This window comes from Erythrobacter sp. JB1-7, assembly GCF_057365015.1.
On record NZ_CP200291.1, the window covers coordinates 1,258,193 to 1,277,978 of the forward strand.

General features: G+C 59.2%; 18 protein-coding genes, 1 tRNA gene and 1 pseudogene. 6 read left to right on the forward strand and 14 right to left on the reverse strand.

All coding sequences use genetic code 11. The annotated features are described in order from the left end of the window. Positions 1–164 precede the first annotated feature (164 nt). The 5 genes from AC0V6W_RS06050 to AC0V6W_RS06070 all read right to left on the reverse strand — a co-directional run bounded on the left by AC0V6W_RS06050 (position 165) and on the right by AC0V6W_RS06070 (position 4,645). The gene (locus tag AC0V6W_RS06050) at positions 165–1,154 is read right to left on the reverse strand and encodes a hypothetical protein (RefSeq protein ID WP_486148161.1); all 990 of its coding nucleotides are present in this window, start codon (positions 1,152–1,154) and stop codon (positions 165–167) included. A gap of 73 nt (positions 1,155–1,227) precedes the next feature. Continuing rightward, the gene (locus AC0V6W_RS06055; protein ID WP_486148163.1) at positions 1,228–2,082 is read right to left on the reverse strand and encodes a ricin-type beta-trefoil lectin domain protein; all 855 of its coding nucleotides are present in this window, start codon (positions 2,080–2,082) and stop codon (positions 1,228–1,230) included. A 106-nt stretch (positions 2,083–2,188) separates the two neighbouring features. Continuing rightward, positions 2,189–2,995 (reverse strand): hypothetical protein, encoded by an 807-nt coding sequence (locus AC0V6W_RS06060; RefSeq protein WP_486148165.1) that lies wholly within the window; start codon positions 2,993–2,995, stop codon positions 2,189–2,191. A gap of 44 nt (positions 2,996–3,039) precedes the next feature. Then, positions 3,040–3,798, reverse strand: a complete 759-nt coding sequence (locus AC0V6W_RS06065) for a hypothetical protein (RefSeq protein ID WP_486148167.1) — start codon at positions 3,796–3,798, stop codon at positions 3,040–3,042. Between the two features lie 46 nt (positions 3,799–3,844). Further along, the gene (locus AC0V6W_RS06070; RefSeq protein ID WP_486148169.1) at positions 3,845–4,645 is read right to left on the reverse strand and encodes a hypothetical protein; all 801 of its coding nucleotides are present in this window, start codon (positions 4,643–4,645) and stop codon (positions 3,845–3,847) included. A 134-nt stretch (positions 4,646–4,779) separates the two neighbouring features. Between AC0V6W_RS06070 and AC0V6W_RS06075 the strand changes: the two genes are divergently transcribed. Further along, positions 4,780–6,573 carry a bifunctional helix-turn-helix transcriptional regulator/alpha/beta hydrolase gene (locus tag AC0V6W_RS06075; RefSeq protein ID WP_486148171.1) on the forward strand — a complete coding sequence of 598 codons (1,794 nt, stop codon included), beginning with the start codon at positions 4,780–4,782 and terminating at the stop codon, positions 6,571–6,573. Between the two features lie 80 nt (positions 6,574–6,653). Here AC0V6W_RS06075 and AC0V6W_RS06080 read toward each other — a convergent pair. After that, a tRNA-Trp gene (locus tag AC0V6W_RS06080) sits at positions 6,654–6,729 on the reverse strand. A 147-nt stretch (positions 6,730–6,876) separates the two neighbouring features. Here AC0V6W_RS06080 and AC0V6W_RS06085 point away from each other — a divergent pair. After that, complete coding sequence (locus tag AC0V6W_RS06085) at positions 6,877–7,638, forward strand: leucyl/phenylalanyl-tRNA--protein transferase (RefSeq protein WP_486148173.1); 762 nt, start codon at positions 6,877–6,879, stop codon at positions 7,636–7,638. Here AC0V6W_RS06085 and AC0V6W_RS06090 read toward each other — a convergent pair. The 4 genes from AC0V6W_RS06090 to AC0V6W_RS06105 all read right to left on the reverse strand — a co-directional run bounded on the left by AC0V6W_RS06090 (position 7,575) and on the right by AC0V6W_RS06105 (position 10,190). Continuing rightward, positions 7,575–8,153 carry a DUF2155 domain-containing protein gene (locus AC0V6W_RS06090; protein ID WP_486148175.1) on the reverse strand — a complete coding sequence of 193 codons (579 nt, stop codon included), beginning with the start codon at positions 8,151–8,153 and terminating at the stop codon, positions 7,575–7,577. The genes AC0V6W_RS06085 and AC0V6W_RS06090 overlap by 64 nt on opposite strands. A gap of 6 nt (positions 8,154–8,159) precedes the next feature. After that, positions 8,160–8,600 (reverse strand): NADH:ubiquinone oxidoreductase subunit NDUFA12, encoded by a 441-nt coding sequence (locus AC0V6W_RS06095; RefSeq protein WP_486148177.1) that lies wholly within the window; start codon positions 8,598–8,600, stop codon positions 8,160–8,162. Positions 8,601–8,916: 316 nt separating this feature from the next. Beyond that, positions 8,917–9,465 carry a DUF192 domain-containing protein gene (locus tag AC0V6W_RS06100; RefSeq protein WP_486148179.1) on the reverse strand — a complete coding sequence of 183 codons (549 nt, stop codon included), beginning with the start codon at positions 9,463–9,465 and terminating at the stop codon, positions 8,917–8,919. Next, on the reverse strand, positions 9,462–10,190 hold the full coding sequence (locus AC0V6W_RS06105) for a regulatory protein RecX (RefSeq protein WP_486148181.1): 729 nt from the start codon (positions 10,188–10,190) through the stop codon (positions 9,462–9,464). Before AC0V6W_RS06105 ends, AC0V6W_RS06100 begins: the two co-directional genes overlap by 4 nt. 243 nt (positions 10,191–10,433) lie before the next feature. Here AC0V6W_RS06105 and AC0V6W_RS06110 point away from each other — a divergent pair. After that, positions 10,434–12,180 (forward strand): annotated as a pseudogene (locus AC0V6W_RS06110) (fatty acyl-AMP ligase). Between the two features lie 356 nt (positions 12,181–12,536). Here AC0V6W_RS06110 and AC0V6W_RS06115 read toward each other — a convergent pair. Beyond that, entirely contained in the window at positions 12,537–14,138 is a 1,602-nt protein-coding gene (locus AC0V6W_RS06115; protein WP_486148183.1) for a TIGR00341 family protein, read from the reverse strand. Between the two features lie 258 nt (positions 14,139–14,396). On the opposite strand from AC0V6W_RS06115, the gene AC0V6W_RS06120 reads away from it, so the two are divergent. From AC0V6W_RS06120 to AC0V6W_RS06130, 3 genes are read left to right on the forward strand one after another with little or no spacing between them, the layout of a single operon-like run. Then, a complete protein-coding gene (locus AC0V6W_RS06120) occupies positions 14,397–15,629 on the forward strand; it encodes a toxic anion resistance protein (RefSeq protein ID WP_486148185.1) in 1,233 nt (410 codons plus the stop codon). Between the two features lie 9 nt (positions 15,630–15,638). Next, positions 15,639–16,460 carry a hypothetical protein gene (locus AC0V6W_RS06125; protein WP_486148187.1) on the forward strand — a complete coding sequence of 274 codons (822 nt, stop codon included), beginning with the start codon at positions 15,639–15,641 and terminating at the stop codon, positions 16,458–16,460. A 6-nt stretch (positions 16,461–16,466) separates the two neighbouring features. Beyond that, positions 16,467–16,769 carry a polyhydroxyalkanoic acid system family protein gene (locus AC0V6W_RS06130; protein ID WP_486148189.1) on the forward strand — a complete coding sequence of 101 codons (303 nt, stop codon included), beginning with the start codon at positions 16,467–16,469 and terminating at the stop codon, positions 16,767–16,769. Positions 16,770–16,825: 56 nt separating this feature from the next. Here the strand turns inward: AC0V6W_RS06130 and AC0V6W_RS06135 are convergent, their stop codons facing one another. The 3 genes from AC0V6W_RS06135 to AC0V6W_RS06145 form a co-directional block, all read right to left on the reverse strand. Continuing rightward, a complete protein-coding gene (locus AC0V6W_RS06135; protein WP_486148191.1) occupies positions 16,826–17,653 on the reverse strand; it encodes a class I mannose-6-phosphate isomerase in 828 nt (275 codons plus the stop codon). Continuing rightward, the gene (locus AC0V6W_RS06140; protein WP_486151473.1) at positions 17,650–18,822 is read right to left on the reverse strand and encodes a mannose-1-phosphate guanylyltransferase; all 1,173 of its coding nucleotides are present in this window, start codon (positions 18,820–18,822) and stop codon (positions 17,650–17,652) included. Before AC0V6W_RS06140 ends, AC0V6W_RS06135 begins: the two co-directional genes overlap by 4 nt. A gap of 99 nt (positions 18,823–18,921) precedes the next feature. Continuing rightward, positions 18,922–19,656, reverse strand: a complete 735-nt coding sequence (locus tag AC0V6W_RS06145) for an energy transducer TonB (RefSeq protein ID WP_486148193.1) — start codon at positions 19,654–19,656, stop codon at positions 18,922–18,924. Between the last annotated feature and the right edge of the window lie 130 nt (positions 19,657–19,786).

Consider the following 19,786-nt stretch of genomic DNA (forward strand, 5'->3'; position numbering starts at 1 on the left):
TTCTCCATTGGCAAGATTGCCGGATCACCAAAGGCTGCCCTTCGGTTCGGCGATGATTATGCACGGGTGGTCTGGCGTAAAGCTGAGCGAGGTGGTTAGCCTGCGTTCAGGTTTGTTGCAGATTGCCTGAATGGAAAGGCGGCGCAGACGCGCGGTGCAGCGCGTCAGGACGTCAATCGGCCCAGCAGATTGTAATGCAGGCGTTTGGCAACATCGCTCGCATCGCGATTGGCATCGGACACGGTGGTGTGCACGATCCCCCCGGCGCGCGGCGTTACGATATGGATATAGGTGCCAAAATCCGAAGGCGCTTTGCGCAAATAGTGCGTCTCGCCATTTTCTTCGAAGGGCTCATAGCTTGAATATTCATGCTCTGATTTTTGGCCCGGCACTGGTTTGAAAATGTTGAACGCAGCGGTCCGCCGGCCTGCAACGCCGTCCTCGATCATTTCCCACGCGCAGGTCGATAGACCGCGCGCGCCTGTCATGGCGCTGGCGGCAGATCCTGCGCCAAAGGCCAGCTTGATATCGCTCTCGCTCCACACCTCGCACGCTTTGAAAGGCACCGCCAATTCGCGCCTTTGCGCGGTGATTTGCGGCATATCGCCCATGCGCCGCGCGATTTCATCAGCCGCAGGGCGCATAATCGCGGCATTGGTTTTGAAGCCCGTATAGCTCATAAAAACGAGCTTATCGTCTTGCTCAAAACTGTAGGCAAAGGGCAGCGGATTGCCAAAAGCGGTGTCATTGAGCACCGCCGCATTCGCGCCGGGGCCGCTTTGCGGTTCAAGCACGGGGTCGATATCCATATTATAGCGGCGCTGGGACACAGGCCGGGCATCGGCCAGATCTTCAATCGTCACCTCGATTGCAAATCCGGCATTGTAAGCCCAGCGGCATTTGGTGTTGGAAACCTCGCGCCGGGTAAGCTCATAACTGGTGCGCACACTGGCAATGATCGTTTCATCTTGGACAAAGGGGCATGGGCCAACTTCGCGCATTTCAGAATTGTCTCCGACGGCATCGGCAAACGCGATCGGCGTGTCTGTCAATTTCGCATCGCCAGAGGATGACGCGTTGGACGCATTGGCAGATTGGTCCGAACCGCAAGCAGCAAGGGCCATGATGAGAAGAAGGCTAAATCCTGCGCGCATATATTGTCTCTTTTTTGGTGTTTGAAAAATGGGATCAGCCGCCCATCAACAGCCGCCCATCAACAGGGAGGCATCAAATCGCGACGCACATTTCACTGGGAAGGCTTTTGGTGCCGCGTCGCCGGTAGAAGTTTTCTCCGACGCCCGTCAGGTTTGACAGGTTCACGCTCAAAACCTTGGGATCGCGCAGGCAAATATACCCCGCGCCAAGCGAATGCAGTTTTGCGGTGAGCATCATGGTGCCATGCGCGTCTTTGCGAATTTTGCGCTTCATCGTGACATCGGCGCTGATGGTGGCAGTGCAGCCATTGGCAAAAACCGATGTGGCCCGGTGCATGACAAGCGTTTTGCGGCGATTGATCTTGTCCGCATAAGGCAGGCGCTGGTTGATCATGTCGGTGATGAGGCCCAGATTTGGCCGCACCAGGCCGTCAAAAACCGCACAATCCTGCTGATCCTTGCTCGTCATCCGCCATGTGATCATGTCGGAATTTGACCGGCAATCGGCATTGAGCGAAATGACCGATCCGCTTTCGATAGTGCTCCCCTCTATTCGGAAACACATCCCTGCATTTTCGCGCGCATTGATAGTGCCAAAGGCCGTATCGCGCCGCCAGGTGCGCATTTCGGTGCCCCCTGCCCCGCAGCTCCACAAATGAATGCGATTGCCCCGCCCCCAGCCGCCGCTGGCCTTGTGCAGGCATTTGCTTGGAAAAGCTTCATTGGAAATCTCGCCCGTGCGCGCATTGTAATTCCATTGCTGCTGCGCCCGGCCGCCCGGATCGCAGTTTTCAATCCGCACCCGCGTGCCATTATTGCCATCGGGCACGCCAAGGCATTTCGACATATCGAACGCGCTGCGGATGTAATCCGCCTTGGCCTGATGCGCGGTGGCGGCAGGGATGGCCCCAATTGTGAAAAGAGCCATGCCAGCAATTGCTGCGGTTCTAAGGCTTTGGATCATCCGGTTACCCTTTCGAATGTGACGTCTGGTTTTGGCGCTTGGATTTGGCGCGCAGGCTGCGCAATGCTGATTATTGGACGGCAGGCCGCCGGACGGTGCTGGCGATACAGATGTCGGCGTTAAACGGCTGAAGGCGCGGGCCGCCTTTTTTGTAATCAATCCCGCCAATCATCGTTCGGCTGCTGGCGTGGGATGAAATGCTGGTGTCTGACAGGCCGCTGATCTGAATATCGCCATCCAATTTTTCGAGGCGAAAGGTGTTGTCAGGCCCGCAGCGACTGGACGGCGGCGAGGCGAATTCAGGGATCCGCAAGCGCACGGTCACGCCGCCCGTGCTGCGCCGTCTGCACACGCGCTGCCCGGCGCAATCCAGTTCCTGCGCCCAGACATGGAGCGAAACCATCGCGCCTTTCCCATCGGGAAACCGCGCAGTGTATTCGGCATCATCGGGGTTGGCATAGACATGCACCCACAGCTGGGTTTCGTCAGTGGGGCGCCTGTCGCGGGCGGTAAAGACATGCTGGCCCGCCTTTACCGGGAAATTGCGCCTGCCGCCCACAAGGCCGCCTTTGTTGATCCCGTACAGTTCCGTGCCGCTGAAATTGTGGCGATGATATTGCCGCCCTTTGGCAAGGTCATGCGCGCTGAGTTCAATATACATTGCGTGCAATTCGCCCACGCCGTCCCTGTCGCCTGCTTCCAGCACTTCAAGCCGGTTGAGATTGCGCACTTCGATCCGGTAAATATGCTCGCCCGAACCCAGAGTGTGATTGGAGCTTTTCTCTCCTGAAAAAGCGGGCAAAGGCGCAAAAGCAAGGCTGGCCGCCGCCGCTGCGAGCAGGCTGCGCGGTGCAAGATTGGGCTTTACGGCGATCATAAACGCCTCCTGTTGAATGCTGCTGGGCTGTACGGGGCGAGAATTTACCGAGTGGTCGACGCGACGCAGATCTGGCCGCTTTGCATCGACAGGCGCACCGCATCTTTTGCGCCGCGAGCGATCAATTTGCCGGAATGGCTGTTGCTTGCCTCGCTATTCACCGGGATCCTGCCGCGCCCCCCGCCTCTATTGCGCGGTTGCAGAGCCATTTGCGCCCCGTTCACCGCCGAGATTTGATAGGTATTCTGCGCCGAGCAGCGATTGGAACGCCATTCAGGAACAGGCACGCTGACATTGTAGGTGAGCGTGCCGGTGCTGCCCCTGTTGCAGACGCGATCTCTGAAACAATCCAGTTCGCGCGCGGCCACGGTTATCTGAAAATTGAGCATCCGTTCATCCGAACCGGGCGCGCGTGATGGGCGCGTGTGGATCCACAGATCATAGGTATCGAGAGTTTCCGGCGACAAACGATCAAGCGAAACCCTATCGCCCAGCTGCACATTGATCGTATTGCGAAGCGATCGCGGACCGCCATTCACCTGGAGGAACGGATTGACCTCGCGCACTTTGTGAAACTGGCTGTTTGGCCCGGACAAGGTGATGTCGATATAATACAGCTCGCTCGTGCCTTCGTCATCGCCGACCGACGTGGTGAGAAAATTCTCAAGCGTGCGCAGTTCAATCCGCCACACATCCTCGCCCGACGCCATCGTGTGATTGTGCGTTTTTTCCTGCGCATTGGCGGGAGACATCAGCGCCAGGATGCATGAAGCTGCAATCCATTTTGCGGTTTTGCCAATCATCGCTGTATTCTCCTGATGAAATCTATGAAAACTGGGAGGCACGCCCTCATTTGCTGGTCGAAGCGATGCAGATCTCGCCCGATTTGAGGAACATTTGCGGGGCTCTGCGAGCGGACGCGCGCTCTATGTTCCAACCCTCGGCAGGTTCGCCGGTGGCGCGGGCGCGCACTTCGATTTCATCCGCTTGCGCTTCGAAATCAAACGTGTTGGCAGCCACACAGTGAGAGGAGCGGACAGAGGGAGCAGGAACGGTGAATTGATAGGTGTATTCGCCGTAATATCCGCGCTTGCACACGCGTTTGCGAAAACAGCTCAGCTCGCGGGTTTTGACCGTGACTGTAAAGAAGATCATCGGCGGCAAATCCGCGCTTTCGCGAAATTGGCGGGTGTGGACCCACAAATTGTAAGTTGAGCTGGGACGGCGGACCAGTTCGACCTTATCGCCGCGGCGCGCCGGCACATAAGCGCGGTTTCCCGCCCGATCATTGACCGCCAGATTGATCGCGGTTTCTTTCACCGCATCGTATTGATTTTCAGTCTCGACGGGCCGCCTTATCGCTAAGCGACTCGATTCAAAATATTCGTCGGCGAGAATGATTTCGACCGAATGCAATTCGTCCTTGTCATCGGAATCCGCGTTTTCGATCAGCAGCACTTCGTCATAATTGCGCAGTTCCACTCGCCAGACATCGATCCCAGAAGGCATGGTCTGATGCTCGGTCTTTTCCTGCGCAAGCGCCGCCCCCGATGGAATTGCCACCGCAAGACCCGCTGCCGCTGCTGCCCCCGTCCAAGCCGAAGCCAAAGCCAATTTGTGAAAGATCAAATGTCCAACTCCCCCGGTCACGGCGCGATGTAGAACATGATTGAATTAGGCCCGCATGCCCCAATTGGGGTATGACGTGCAGGCGCGATGCGCGTATTTCAGCATAGGAAATTGAAACAAATAGGTTTTCAGGTTCGCAAATTGGGGGCTCAGGGGTGCATAGCGCAGAGAAAAGCGGTTATTCGATGCTGATCGATGCGATTTATGACACGGCTCTGACCCCTGAAAATTATCTGAAATTTGCCGAAGTTTGGGACGATAATATCGTTGAGCCCATGCTGGCCGCGAATGATCTGGACGCAGCGAGCGAAGTTGATCTGGACATACTCAAACAGCACTTTGAGCGGGCACTTAAAGTGTTTGAAAAAACCAAAGTGAAACGCGAAGATCTGGTTCAGGGCTTTCTTGATGACCAGAAATTCGCCGCTGCTGTCACGCGGCTGGATGGCAGTCTGATCGCTGGCAACACCGCGTTCAAACAGCGTTTTGGGCTGGAGATTGGCAAATCGCTGTTCGACCATGCGCAAAAATTGCAGCCTTCCAGTGAGAGCATCGCGGCGGGCCAAAGTAGATCCGGCCAAAGCAGTTCTCGTCAAAGCAATTTGGGCGACATTGAAACAGCCGGGCACACGTCTTCGCGGCCGGTCACAGCTGCGCTTTACCTGCTGCCCGATGGCAAAGAGACCATCATCATCATCGAGCATCTGAAACGGCATGAATTTGCTGATATCGAGGCGGAAACGGTGTTGCTGGTCAAATCGTGCCATGCCGAATGGGCCAGCAGCGGCGCGCGGGTGCTGGAACAGTCCTTTGGCTTTACCAAAGCGGAAATGGACATCGCCCGCAGCCTGTATGAAGGGCGCAAAAGCAGCGAGATTGCCTCGGAACGCGCGCGATCAATCACGACTGTCCAAAAACAGATCAAATCGCTTTTGAGCAAAGCGCAGGTTTCCAGCCAAAGCGAATTTATCAGCCTTGCCATTGGCCTGATGCATGTGATCGACATCGCGCCAAAACTCCACCGCGACAAGGCCGAGCAAGGCCATCACGAGGACAGCTTCAGGAACATCGCCCTGTTAAGCGTGCGGCGCGATCGGTTGCTGCAATTTGCCCATTATGGGCACAATGATGGCGATCCGGTGCTGTTTTTGCACGGCCACACATCATCGGCCGTGCCGACCGATGCGATTTTCAAATCCGCAGTCAGCCATAACCTGCAAATCATCGCACCGTGCAAGCCAGGCGTGGGGCAATCATCAGCGGATGATGGCGCGTTCCGCCCCATGGCGTTTATCGAGGAATGCCTGCATCTGCTTGACCACTTGCAGATCGACCGCGCCGCGCTGGCAGGGCACGCCATGTGCGGGGTCTATGCCGTGCATGCAGCAGAGCGGTTCCCGGACAGGTTCAGCGCTGCCGGCCTGTTTGATACCGGCATCCCGATGACAGTGCAGGCCCAGTTTGAAGATATGCCAGAGGCCAGCCGCCGCATTTTCCTCGCAGCAAAAAACACGCCCGATCTGCTTTACGCGCCGTTCGCTTTTGCTGCGGCATCGGCGACTAAGGATGATGCAGGCCACCGCGCTTTCATGAAAAGCCAGTTCGCCGAATCGCCCAATTGCACCGCATTGCTAAAGCATCCGCATATTTACGAGCCTGCCAGCAAAGCGATGTCCGATTATATGAGCACACCGCGCAGGTCAGTGGATGAACTGATTTACTGGACAAGCGACTGGACCCGGGCAGCACGCAATGTCGCGGCGCAAATGCCTTTGTCCTTCATCCAGAGCGAGCTGCACGAATGGATCAGTTTTGGCCGCATTGCCGCTTTTTGCGAAACCGTGCCGGGCGCGCAATGCCGAGTGATCGCAGGGTCTGGCGAATTGTTCACCTTTGATCGGCCAGCGGCCTTTTGCAGCGCGCTCGCAGAACTGACCCGCGCAGGCTAACCTTAACCCATCAAAGCCTGCAAGCGGGCATTCCCGGCGCGCAATGCGGGTGCCAACAGAAGAGAAATATGAGTGGTTGGTGGCAGGGGCACAGAGACTCGAACTCTGGACCTTCGGTTTTGGAGACCGACGCTCTACCAGCTGAGCTACGCCCCTACATTGCGGCAGCGCTCTATAATGCGGATGCGGCTGTGGCAACACTTGTTTCGCGCTGGGCTTTGCAGCTGAGCGCGTTTGGGATCAGCGCGGCCATAGCAAAAGGCCCCTAGCCGCGCCCGGCCAAGCTGATACACTCGCATTACCATGCATGCCCCCGTGAACGCTGCTATCCCTGTTGAAACCCTACTGCTTGCCTATCGCAGCGGGATTTTTCCCATGGCCGATGCGCGCGATGATCTGGAAGTGTTCTGGGTGGAGCCGCGCGACCGCGCGATCCTGCCGCTGGACCGGCTGCATGTGTCCAAATCTCTGCGCAAGGTTGTGCGCTCAGATCGCTATATCGTCACGATGGACACCGCATTCGAAGCCGTCATGCGCGAATGTGCAGCGCCGCGTCCCGGCCATCCCGACACCTGGATCAGCGACCGGATCATTGCGAGCTATTCAGCATTGCACCGCGCCGGGCATGCGCATTCCATCGAATGCTGGATAAACGAGGATCGCGGCCCAAAAGCACGTGGCGGCGAAGAAGGCGCGCCCGAAGAAGATGGGGCCCCGCCCCGGCTGGTCGGCGGATTGTACGGCGTATCGTTTGACCGGGTGTTTTGCGGCGAAAGCATGTTCAGCCGCGCAGACAATGCCAGCAAGGTCGCTTTGTGCTGGTTGGTGGCGGTGATGCGGCGCGCGGGATTTGGCCTGCTCGATTGCCAGTTTATGACCGATCACCTTTCGAGCATGGGCGCGGTGGAAATGCCGCAGCAAATGTATCTGAAAGGCCTTGCGCGCTGCCGGGGGGAGCCGATTTTGCAGCTGCGGCAGGCATTTGATGAATTTTCGCGGGCTCAGCCAGAAGGGGCTTCATCGCCCGGAAAACGCATCGCGCAATCCTTAACCCAGACATCGTAAATCGGGTGCTCAACCACATTAAGGCTGGGCGAATGTTTGAACAGCCAGCCTGAAAAAGCGCGCGTGCGCTCCTGTTGCCCGCGTTCGAGCACATCGACCTGAACAAAAGCGCCGGTTTCCTGCGGCATTTCCCAAGGCGCGGTGCGTTCGCATGCGGCCAGAGTGATGGAGACGGGGCCTTCCTCGCGGGTTTCGCCCGGGCTCATTTCCAGATCGATGGAGACATTGTTGCGCTTGTTCAAAAGGCCAATGGTGGCAACCCGCTCTGCCATCGGGGTCGCGCCATCGCTGGCAGCAATCACATCGGGGGCGGGCTCTTCATCATCGGATGGTTCTGCACTGGATGGTTCTGCATCGGCCGCAGAAGTTGCAGCCGGTGTTTCGCCAGTGGCCTCCGGGGTCTCAGCCTGTGCTGCTTCAGTTTCAGCCTCAGGCGCGTCGTCTGAACAAGCGGCCAACATGCCCGCAAGGCCCAGCATCGCAGCGAAAGGGAAGTAACGCACGCGCATCGTCATCACGCTTTAGGCGTTGCCGCCCGCTGCATCCTCATCAGGCGACCACGCTTCGTAATCGCCCACAGCGCCCGCGCGTTTGCCGCCGCGTTCCAGCGCGCCTTGCGGCCGGTAGGCAGATGCCGTCCCGGTTGCGTTGGGAGTGTAATCCACTTCCCAGATTTTCGCAGGCGGCAAATGGCTTTCAGGTACATCATCAAATGCGCCATGCAGCCAGCCATGCCATTCAGCCGGCACGCGGCTGGCATCATTGGCGCCGTCATACATGACCCAGCGGCGTTCGCGCTGAATGTAAGAGCCATTGGCAGGCGCGCCCGATTTTGTTTTCGCGCGGTAATATTTGTTGCCCTGCGCATCAGTGCCGACATGCTCGCCATTGCGCGAAGACCACAAATGCGTGCCGATGGTTGCCCCATCCCACCAGGTGAAGATTTTGCCTAAGATTCCCATGAGGAGCGGTTAGAGCGATTTGAGTTCAGCTTCAAGCGCGGGAATTGCGGAGCGCGCAGTTTGGGAGATCATCTGTGTGCGCATGCTTTCCCAGCCGGGAGTCTTTTGTTTTATGTTCGCTTCGCTCACGCCGGACCACCCCGCCTCCCCGCCCGTCCACCATATTCTATGGAACCCTTGGTGGACGGGCGGGGAGGCGGGCGGTCCGGCCAAGCTCAGGCGGATGCCTGAGCGCACCAAACAAAAAACTCCCGGCAGTGAGCGTTAGCGAACTTAAAACAAGAACACCCCCTGCGCTAACCAAACAAAACGCGCCCTACCCCTCGGGCGCATCCCACGTCACGGTATCGCCGGGTTCAATCCCAAGCTCTTCTGCCAGCCCGCCGCGGATTTCCAGCACTGCTATCGCCAGGCCGGCCGATGGCACCGAATCGAGTGAATAGGGCACCGTGTTGGCGGCGATATTGGTGATTTTGCCATCCGGACCAACAAAGATAATGTCGAGCGGCAAAGGCGTGTTTTTCATCCAGAAACTGCGCTGCTGCGGCGTGTCTGTGGGGAAAATCATCGCTTCATCATCGGCCAGTTCGGTGCGGAACATCAGCCCGCGCGATTGCGCCTCTGGCGTGTCGGCCAGTTCGGTCTCAAACGTGATGGTCTCATCGCCGCCTGTCACGGTGGCAGGAATGATGCGCAGGTTCGACACCGGGTGGCGGCGTTCTTCGGTGGTGGCGCTATTTTCAGCGCCAGCGGCCTGTGTGCTTGATGAAGTCTGCGACAGCGCAGCGCCGGTCTCAGCGGGCGAACACGCGGTCAGCGGACCTGCGGCAAGCGCGAGGGCTGCGATTGCTCCTGCCAATTTCACCACAATCCGCTCTCCTGTCCTTTTTCTTGCGCTTCCAGCGTTTCTGCCTCGCTCAGCCATTCTTCAATATCCTCAATCCGCGATGCATCCAGAATGAACCGCACATGGTCAAACACATGGCCTGCGCGCAGCATCGCCGCAATCTGTTTATCGCGCAGTTTTTGCGCCGCCTGCATGCTTTCGTGGTCGCGCGCGCTCTCATCCTCATCCGCGCGCGCATCAGCCGAAAAGGGGCCAAAGCGGCGTTTTTTCGCCAGCAAGATTGCGGCTCTGCGCGCTTCGGCTTCGTGCGGGGCATGCGCCTCGCGCACGGGTTCTTCAACGCCTGCCGCCCACAAAGCCTGCTCCACGCGCCGCGCGCCATATCCGCGCCCTGTCAGATCGCGCGATTTGGCCCGGGCATAGGCATCATCATTGACATAGCCCAGCTCAATCAGCCGGGTGACAAGCCCCGTCACATCCAGATCAAGCGTGCGCCCATCGCCATCGTCCGCCACCCCGCGCTCCCGAATTTTGCGCGCGAGATAGCTTTCCAGCTTGGCTCCCGTTGTCGCAAACCTGGCTGCATAGGATAGCCCCAGATCGCGCAAGGCGGTTTCATCAAGGGGTTTGCGTTTCTTGGGCGTTTGGGAACGGCGATTGGTCTTGCGGCCTGCCGCCCTGCCAGCTCCCGCCTTACCATCTGCGCCATCTGCGCCAAATCCGCCGCTTTCCTCATCATCCATCGCGTGGTTCCTTACTCGCGGCCAGACCCCAGAACTGACCATCCAGCCATGGCCGCATCGCCCAGACACGCGCTACCAAACGAAGACAAATTGCTTTTATGTGAAACCATTTCGCCTTATTCGTGCCACAGTCCTTCTGAAATGGGAGGATTAAGGATCGCATCGCGCCATTATGGCGCGGGAAAAAGAGATAGGATAGGGCGCTCTTGGCAGCGTCGTAAGCTACGGGTATCGTTAGATAAAATGACCGACGCCGCATTGAAGCCGACGCCGAACGATTGCGATTTGCCGCGCATCCGCGCCAAATTTGCGACCTTTAACGACGCGATAGATTACGCCGCGCGCTCTCAAAAAGGGCTCAATTTTCACGACATGCGTGGAAAACTTGAACGGGTCTATCCCTTTGCCGAATTGCGCGAAGATGCGCTGGAAATGGCGCGCCGGATGATTGCCGCGGGCATCAAACGCGAAGACCGCGTGGCGCTGATCGCGGAAACCGGACCGGAGTTTGCCGCCTTGTTCTGCGCCTGCGTCTACACAGGCGCATGGCCCGTGCCGCTGCCTTTGCCCACCACTTTCGGCGGCAAGGACAGCTATATCGATCAATTGAGCGTCCAGCTGGAAAGCTGCGATCCCGTTATCCTGCTTTACCCCGAAGAAATCGCCGATCTTGCCGGTGCAGCGGGCCAGCGTCAGGGATGCCAAAGCGAGACGTGGGAGCAATTTGCAACCCGCGATGCGCCCGCTTGCGATCTGCCTGCCGCATCTTCAGATGATATCTGTTATTTGCAATATTCCTCCGGCTCCACTCGCTTTCCCCAAGGGGTCGCGGTGACGCATGAAGCGCTGCTGCACAATCTGTATGGCCATTCCACCAGCATGCAATTGCGCGACAATGAACGCTGCGTCAGCTGGCTGCCGTGGTATCACGATATGGGGCTGGTCGGCTGTTTCCTGTCGCTGATCGCCAATCAGGTGTCGGGCGATTATCTCAAACCCGATGCCTTTGCGCGCCGCCCGCTCGCATGGCTTGATATGATCAGCGCCAATGAAGGCACAACGATCTCTTATTCGCCCACATTCGGCTATGACATTTGCGCGCGCCGCATTTCCAGCCAGTCCAATGTCGCAGAACGCTTTGACTTGTCGCGCTGGCGGCTGGCGGGCAATGGCGCGGATATGATCCGGCCCGATGTCATGCAAAGCTTTGTCAACGCCTTTGCCGATGCCGGGTTCAAAGCCGCGGCTTTTACTCCCTCTTACGGTCTTGCCGAAGCGGTTCTGGGCGTCACCGTAATGCCGCCGGGCGAAGGGATCCGGGTGGAACTGGTCGAAGAAGAGCGCCTCTCCGGCACTCCGCGCGATCTGTCGCGCCCCGCCCGGTACCGCGCCATCGTCAATTGCGGAAAACCCATGCCCGATATGGTCGTCGAGATCAGAGGCGAAGACGGCGCACCGCGCGGCGATCACCAGATCGGCAAGGTCTGGTGCAAAGGGCCAAGCGTGATGCACTCCTATTTCCGCAACCAAGAAGCTACCGATGATTGTCTGGTCGCTGATGATGCGGGACAGACATGGCTGGACACCGGCGATATGGGTTATCTGGCCGATGGCTATCTGTTCATCGTGGGCCGCGCGAAAGATATGATTATCATCAATGGCAAGAACCATTGGCCGCAGGATATCGAATGGGCGGTGGAACAATTGCCCGGCTTTAACCACGGCGATATTGCCGCGTTCTCAATCGAGACCGACAATGGCGAAGAAGCGCCCGCCGTGCTGGTGCATTGCCGCGTATCGGACCCGGAAGAACGGGTGAAACTGCGCGAGCAGATCTCCGACAAAGTCCGCTCTGTCACCGGCATGAGCTGCGTTGTCGAACTGGTCCCCCCGCACATTGCCGCGCACATCATCGGGCAAGCTGAGCCGCGCAAAAGCGAAAAAGCTGTATCTGGCCGGTGAGATTGTGCCGCTGGAGCTTGCGGCTTAGTTTTCTGCGCACCCCGGCGGGGTGCGATTTCCTCGCTCATTGCGATCATAGATCGCATCGCTGCGGGCGGGCCGTCGCCCTTTGGCTCGCTCGCGCTCGCGTTTCTTTTTGCGCACCCCATCCGGGGTGCTGTTTCCTCGCATAAGCTCGGGCGGGCGGTCGCCCTTTGGCTCGCTCGCGCTCGCGTTTCTTTTGTGCGCACCCCATCCGGGGTGCGATTTCCTCGCTCAGTGCGATCTTAGATCGCATCGCTGCGGGCGGGCGGTCGCCCTTGCGGCCCTTTGGGCCGGGATGGTCTTTTTGCGCACCCAATCCGCGGCCTCCGGTTTATTCGGCGAAAGCCGCTTGGCTCAGCCTCATTCCCCCAGCTCGCCCCATTCGGCGCGCAAGGGGCCAAAGCCGGGTTCAAACTCCACAGACACCCCGCGTTCGGCAAGGATCGCGCTCGCGCGTTCGGCTGTCTCTGCATCGCCTACAAGCACAATCGGCACATCCACACGGGCACTTGCCCATTCGATGACGCTTAGCGCCTTGGCCCCGTCCATGCTTGGCCCCTCTTCGCCAAATGCAATCACATCCGGCAGGCTCGCCAGCGGCGGAAGCAATTCGACCGTCCATTCCGGCTCTGTTGCCGCAATCCGCATTTCCAGCGCGCGATAGGCGGCCAAGGTTGCGCCTTCGAGACGCTGCGCGCGCACCATGGCCTTGCGCCGGGTCCGGTCAACCAGCACATCATCCTCGCTGACCCCGGCCACCAGAGCGAGGCGCTGCGCCAGATCTTCTGCCCGCGCGAGCGCCGCCTCTTCCTCATTCGCGCGCGCGGCGGAAAGCTGCGCTTGCTGCGCGGCAGACGCGCTGGTGCCGACCTGAAACTGGCTCAATGTCAATTCAACCGGGCGGCCCAAACGCTCTGCCAAAGCGGCTTCGATCTCACCTTCAATTTCGGGCTTTACCGCAGGGGTGTAGATCGTAGAGCCGACCAGCAGCGGATCGCTGCGAAAATCAACGTCCACGCGCGACACTTCGGAATCGGTGGCAAAGCGTTCGGTAATCTCGCTGCGCACGATGCGCTGCGCGTTGGCTTCCCATGCGATTTGTTGCAGCGAATAAGCAAGCGGAACGGCCAGCGCTATAAACACGACGATCACGGCAAGGCTTTGTGCCTGCGTCTGCCCTTTGGAAAGGCGGGTGCGAAACCCATACAGCCGCGCCATCGCCAATGCGGTGAGCGCGATGGTGATAAGGTTGGTCACATAAAGCAGCAGCGCGCCTGAAAACACCGTCCAATTCAGCGTCGCAAGGCCAAATCCAACTGTAGCGAGCGGCGGCATCAGCGCGGTTGCAATCGCCACGCCCACAATGGTCCCTTCGCGCCCGCGGATCATCGCATAGGCGCCGGCAAGCGCGGAAAACAGCGCGACGAACAAATCGAACAGATTGGGCTGCGTGCGCGCCGCGATTTCCGGCGTAATCGTCTGAATGGGCGAAACAAACACCAGCGCACCTGTCAGCAAAATCGCCAAAAGACTGCCCCACAGCAGGCTGCGCGCGGATTGTTTGAGCCATTGGAAATCGCCAATCGCCAGCGCAAATCCCAGCCCCATAATCGGGTCCATCAACGGCGATAAGAGCATCGCCCCGATCACCACGGCAGGCGATGAAAGCAGCAGACCCAGCACCGCAATGCCGGCGCTCATCGCGGTCATGAACAGGTATCGTTCGGACAAAGCGCATTCGGCGCGGCGTTTCTCGATCACTTCGCCCTGATCAATCGCGCCGATAACTTCTTCGTGCCACCAGCTTTTGAGTGATTTAGCGATCTTCTGATACGGCGATTGCTCGCCCAGCGCCGCCGCCGCCGATGCACCTGGCGTGCCGTTTGACGGGATCGGCGTGTATCCGGATGATGAAGGCACGCGCGGGGCGGCCTCAGGCGTGGTGTCGGTTTTGTCAGTCACTCAAATTGTCAACCATGTGAGCTGCTGGAATGGATGGCGTAATCATCACACTTAGCCGCGCGAAGGGGCAAAGGCCAACAGTTACGCGCGTTGCCACCGGCCAAGCTCCATTCGGGCAGCGCAATCAACAATGGACGCAGCCCCGCCTTCCGCGCTAGTCTCACTTGAAAGCTGTGTTTTAGATACCTAATACAGCAATATAGGTTGAGCGCCGCAAAGCATGGCCACATGACGCGCGGATAAGGGAGCCAAAGCTGCATGACGAGTGAGACATCGCCAGATCTGAACATCGCGACAAAAACCAAAACCGCGACCGATTTTGAGCTGACCCCGCCCGATCCGGTGCCCGTGGTTGCGCCTGAACAGGCGGCAGGATTGGTCCCGGTTTCAGCGGAAGAGAAATCCAAGCTGGACGTGAAAGTCGATGCGTTTGTCACCGAGCTTATCTCGCAAGATGCCAATTCGCCCGCTTTTGGCGAAAAGGTCGATCAGATCACGCGCATGGGTCAGGAACAGATCCGCGCCGCCGCCGCGCATTCAAACCGCTTCCTTGATCGCCCGGTGCGCGCGATGGACTCAGACAGCTCTGTCGGCAGCGATCTGGCGGAACTGCGCCGCACCGTCGAAGATCTTGATCCAGGCCGCAAAGGCAAATTGCTATCCCCGCGCAAGCTGTTCGGCATCATCCCGTTTGGAAGCAAGCTGAAGAATTATTTCGACAGCTACACCTCTGCGCAGGGGCATATTCAGGCGATCCTTGAACGGCTGGAAGGCGGCAAGAAAGAGCTGCATCTGGATAACGCTGCGATCGACACCGAACGGCAAAAGCTGTGGGAAGCGATGGGCGAATTGGAACAGATGATCCACATCGCCAAGGCGCTGGACGCAAAACTCGAAGCCAAAGCGCTGGAGCTGGACGCTTCCGATCCTGAAAAGGCGAAAGCTTTGCGGGAAAGCGCGCTGTTCTATGTGCGCCAGCGCACGCAGGATTTGCTCACCCAGATGGCGGTCAGCGTGCAGGGTTACCTCGCGCTTGATCTGGTGAAGAAGAACAATGTTGAACTGGTCAAAGGCGTTGACCGCGCATCCACCACCACGGTTGGCGCATTGCGCACTGCGGTGACCGTGGCGCAGGCGATGACCAATCAGAAACTTGTGCTTCAGCAGATCACTTCGCTCAATCAGACAACGTCGGACATTATCGACAGCACCAGCACGCTGCTGCGCGAACAGACCGGGCAAATCCACGAACAGGCGGCCGCTTCCACAATCCCGCTGGAAACGCTGCAACGCGCATTCCAGAACATCTATGACACGATGGATGAAGTGGACGAATTTAAAGTCCGCGCGCTTGATAGCATGAAGCAGACGGTGAATGTGCTGACCGATGAGGTGGAGAAATCCAAAGGCTATATCGCCCGCGCAGAGGGCCAGGCGCAGGCACAGGCCAAAGTGGCAAGCGAACCTTCGCTGCTGGCGCTGGATAGCTAGGCCCCCATTATGCCGGACAGCACGCGGGACAGCGATCAGATATTAAGCGCAGCGGGCACATCCTTGCGCACCCAGCGCGATGAAGGCGGCACGCACCGCCCCGGTGTAGGCGGCAAGAGCATTGGCAAGGGATCGGCGCAGGCCAAGATAAAGCACTGGATGAAACGCGGCGCTTATCTGGCCGCTGCGCTGATGGCGATCTTTGTTGCGACTGGAGTGTTCGCCTCGATTTTCGGCGCGATCGGTTTTTGGGGCGTGATGGCCCTTGTGCTTGCTGTTATCGTCGCGTTCGGAGTGTTTGCTTTTGCTCCCACACCCAAACCGCCAAAACGATCTGAGCTTAAAAAAGGCAATCCCAAACAAATGGTTGCCCGCGTCGAACTGTGGCTGGAAGCGCAGCGCGATGCCTTGCCCGCCCCCGCCGCTGCGATTATCGATCAGATGGGCATTCAACTGGATGCGCTGGGCGCTCAGCTTGAAAGCATGGACGATGCGCACCCCGCCATGGCCGAAGTGCGCGAGCTGGTTGGCGAATACATCCCGGAGACGATAGACAATTACCTTAAAGTCCCTGCGCATTTGCGCGGCGAGGACCATGCAGGCGGAACCGCTGATGACAGGCTCACCACAAGCCTCGCCAAAATCTCGGGCGAGATTGACCGGGTGACCCGGCGGCTCGCCGAAGGGGCGCTGGATGATCTGGCGATCAAATCGCGCTATCTCGATTACCGCTATGGCGGGGACGAGCTGATCGCCGATATGACAGGTTCGCCCGACACCGGCGTGCCTTTGCCCGATTTCTCCGCCACGCCGACCAAGCAGCCGCGGTAGGCCTGTATGCGCGTCACCCTCCCCCATTCGCTTGGCCGCGAAGAAGTGCGCCGCCGTATGCACGCCCACGCGCATGAAATCGCCGATCACTTTCCGCGCGGCATGGCAACGGTGGAAACCGACTGGCAAAGCGAAGACGTGATGGCGCTGCTGATTACGGCGGCGGGCCAGCGCATCCCCGGCACCATTGAAGTGTTTGACGAAAGCGTCGCGATAGAAATGGAATTGCCGCCCATGCTGGGTTTCCTGCGCGGCACATTGGAACGCGCGGTTAAAAGCAATGGCGGCAAATTGCTCGAAAAAGACTGATCGTTTTGGCCGGTCGTCTTGTCCGGTTGTCTGGGGCACCCTTATGAGGATTACGCCTAAGCGGTCCAGCTCAGCAAAGTTACCCTCGCGCGGGTGAAATCGACCGCTGCAAGGCTGGGCGCATAAAGACAGTGGCCTGACCCAGCAGGCGGCTCTTCACTGCCCGCAATCCCAATCTCGCCTTCCAAAGGCAGCACCAGAACGCCGCCGCGATAATTTTCACGCAAAGCCTCGCTTGGTGTGCCCACCACCCGGTCCAGCCGGAAATGTGCTTCATTCACAAGGCATTGTTCATCGCGTGTCACGCGGCCGCGATGGCGCTGGGCGTAGGGACCGCAATCGGCGACCGCCATCGCGCGGTCCAGATGCAGATCGCGCGGGCGGCCATAATCATAGAGCCTGAACGTCGTGTCGCTGTTCTGCTGCACTTCGACCAGCGATAGCCCCGGCCCGATGGCGTGAACGGTGCCTGCGGGCAGATAGAACACATCGCCTTTGCCTGCATCGTGCCATTCCAGCAGCTGCTCGATAGAGCCATCAAGCGCGGCGGCGGCCACAGCATCAGGCGTATATTCCTGCTTGAACCCAATGGCCAATTGCGCGCCCGGCTCTGCATCCAAAACCAGCCAGCATTCCTCTTTCCCCGCTTCACCCGGCAGAGCGTTTGCGCTGCTGGGGTGGACCTGAACGGAGAGTTTTTCGCTGGTGAACAGATATTTGACCAAAAGCTGATCGCACTGTGGGATGGGATCAAACCAGATCTCGCCAATGCGTTTGCCCGGCGGGGCGGCAAAAGGCGCGGGCAAGGCATCTCTGCCCCACACCTTTTCCACCTGGGTGGTGTCCAGCCACCGGGCTGATGTATCGGCGGGCACGCGGGTCACTTTGATGGCGATCCTGCGGGGGATTTAACTCCGCTTGCACCCGGTAATTTGCCCACACGCTGCGCGCCATCGCGGGTTGTGACGAGCACTTCGCCGCCCGACACAATGATGCAGATATCCTCCAGCCCCACGGCAGAAACCCGCGCGCCATCGCTATAGGCAAGGACATTGCGGCACCCATCAAAATCCGCTGGGCCGCGCGCGGTGTTACCGTTTTCGTCGGTGCTAATATCGTTGCTGGCACCATTCGCGGCACCGCTCGCGCCATCTTCGCTTTTGGAAAGCGCATCCTGCATCGCGGCCCAATTGCCGATATCCGACCAGCCCATATCGGCAGGCACCATGGCCGCGCTCTCGGTGTTTTCCATGATGGCATAATCAATGGACTCGCCCTTAATCGCTTCAAATTGCGCCCTATCGGGGTGAACTTGCGCGCCGTTACGCTCGGCCCCGGCAATCGCGGCGGTGACGCGGCGCGCCATTTCGGGGCGGTGCCGGGCGAGCTCTTTCATCAAAGTGCCCGCCTGAAAGGCAAAGATACCGCCATTCCAGCTGTATTCGCCGCTTTCCAGATAGCTTTTGGCGCGCTCCAGATCGGGCTTTTCAACGAATTGCGCAATCTCATATCCGCCGGGAAGTTCCCCGCCGCGGCGCAAATAGCCATAGCCTGTTTCGGGATGCTCCGGCGTAATCCCGAACGAGACAAGCCGCCCCTGACGGGCAAGCTGAGCCGCCGCGTGCGCCGCCTCTCGAAAAGCAGCCGTGTTGGCGATGTGATGATCGCTGGGGCACACCAGCATCACCGCTTCATCAGGCAGCATGGCAGCCGCCAGCGCAATCGCAGGCGCGGTGTTGCGCGCGGCGGGTTCGACAATGATGGTGTGCCCGGCCCCGTGCATTTGCGCAGTGATCGCATCGCAATGCTGGCCGCCTGCCACCACGATAGGCTGCGCGAAATCAGCAGCATCGCCTGCCCCGCCCGCTCCCGCCATTCCCGCTCCAGCCCCGCCTGCTCCGCCCACGCGCGCAATCGCCTGTTTAAACAGGGTCGCATCACCGATCAAAGGCAGAAACGGTTTGGGATGCGCAGGGCTGCTAACCGGCCACAGCCGGGTGCCGCTGCCACCGCACAGGATAACAGGATAGATCGCATCCGCGTGCGCGCCCATATCGAGCAGGCCCATATCCGGCGAACTGTTCACATGCTTCTCCTGAATGTGTGAACGATATCAGCAATTTGCAAAGTTTTTGCTAAGGTCTTCAAAACACTAAAACCATCTTTGGCGCCAGTAATAGGGCGCTGGAACCAGATTGCCAGCCCGATCGGTGGCGGGGCGGAACCGCAGGCGTTCTTCAATCAGGCGGCAAGTGATCGCATCGGCTTCTGCATCAGGGCTGGCGCGGTAGACAGAGCATTGGCTGGCCCGGCCATCCACGCTCACAATGACGCGCACGATCACCTCTGTCCCGCGCCGGGCGCTGCGACCGCCCGCTGGTACGGGATAATCGCGCGCATTGTTGATGCTGCCAGAAATATGCTCCGGTTTGGAGGCAATCGCATTGCCCTGCCCGCTGCCGCGCTGGCCGCTTCCCGTGCCCGTCCCGCGGCCATCAGCGCCGGTCCCCACACCCGCATCGCGCGCGCCCGATCTGGTCGCGGTTCCGGTGGAGGATGCCTTGGGCGCAGGCTTGGGTTCAGGCAGGCGCACTTTGGGCGGAGGCGCGGTGACAGGCTGGGGCACAGCTTCCTTGCCCGGATCGCCCTGCGCGCCTTCGTCAGGTTCAGGCTCAGCCGGAGGAGGCGGCGGGGGATCAGGCTCTGCCACCGAGACAGTAACGGTCAATGCCGATGCAACCTGCTGCTCAACCGAGGCGGTCATTTCAGGAGCAAAGACCCGCGCCAGCCCATAAAGCGCCGCGACATGCACCGCCAGCAGCACCAGCACGAGCGGCCAGCGAATGCGCTTTTTGCGTGTTCCATAGCGTGTGACGCGCTTTGCCAACCTTGTGCCTCCTATCCCTTGGCGCTTTGCCTAACCGTGGGCCTGACCGTGTGCCCAAAATGTGGGCCGGATTTGCCCGGCTTATCGCACAGCGCAGACCCATCCAATCCAATTCGGACCAAAACGGCGG

Excerpts from the sequence above, each read along its gene's own strand:
- AC0V6W_RS06130 (WP_486148189.1), top strand. The coding sequence starts at position 16,467 with ATGCGCGTCACCCTCCCCCATTCGCTTGGCCGCGAAGAAGTGCGCCGC.
- AC0V6W_RS06090 (WP_486148175.1), bottom strand. The coding sequence starts at position 8,153 with ATGACGATGCGCGTGCGTTACTTCCCTTTCGCTGCGATGCTGGGCCTT.
- AC0V6W_RS06065 (WP_486148167.1), bottom strand. The coding sequence starts at position 3,798 with ATGATTGGCAAAACCGCAAAATGGATTGCAGCTTCATGCATCCTGGCG.
- AC0V6W_RS06085 (WP_486148173.1), top strand. The coding sequence starts at position 6,877 with ATGCATGCCCCCGTGAACGCTGCTATCCCTGTTGAAACCCTACTGCTT.
- AC0V6W_RS06055 (WP_486148163.1), bottom strand. The coding sequence starts at position 2,082 with ATGGCTCTTTTCACAATTGGGGCCATCCCTGCCGCCACCGCGCATCAG.
- AC0V6W_RS06120 (WP_486148185.1), top strand. The coding sequence starts at position 14,397 with ATGACGAGTGAGACATCGCCAGATCTGAACATCGCGACAAAAACCAAA.
- AC0V6W_RS06140 (WP_486151473.1), bottom strand. The coding sequence starts at position 18,822 with ATGGGCGCGCACGCGGATGCGATCTATCCTGTTATCCTGTGCGGTGGC.
- AC0V6W_RS06060 (WP_486148165.1), bottom strand. The coding sequence starts at position 2,995 with ATGATCGCCGTAAAGCCCAATCTTGCACCGCGCAGCCTGCTCGCAGCG.
- AC0V6W_RS06095 (WP_486148177.1), bottom strand. The coding sequence starts at position 8,600 with ATGGGAATCTTAGGCAAAATCTTCACCTGGTGGGATGGGGCAACCATC.
- AC0V6W_RS06050 (WP_486148161.1), bottom strand. The coding sequence starts at position 1,154 with ATGCGCGCAGGATTTAGCCTTCTTCTCATCATGGCCCTTGCTGCTTGC.
- AC0V6W_RS06125 (WP_486148187.1), top strand. The coding sequence starts at position 15,639 with ATGCCGGACAGCACGCGGGACAGCGATCAGATATTAAGCGCAGCGGGC.
- AC0V6W_RS06105 (WP_486148181.1), bottom strand. The coding sequence starts at position 10,190 with ATGGATGATGAGGAAAGCGGCGGATTTGGCGCAGATGGCGCAGATGGT.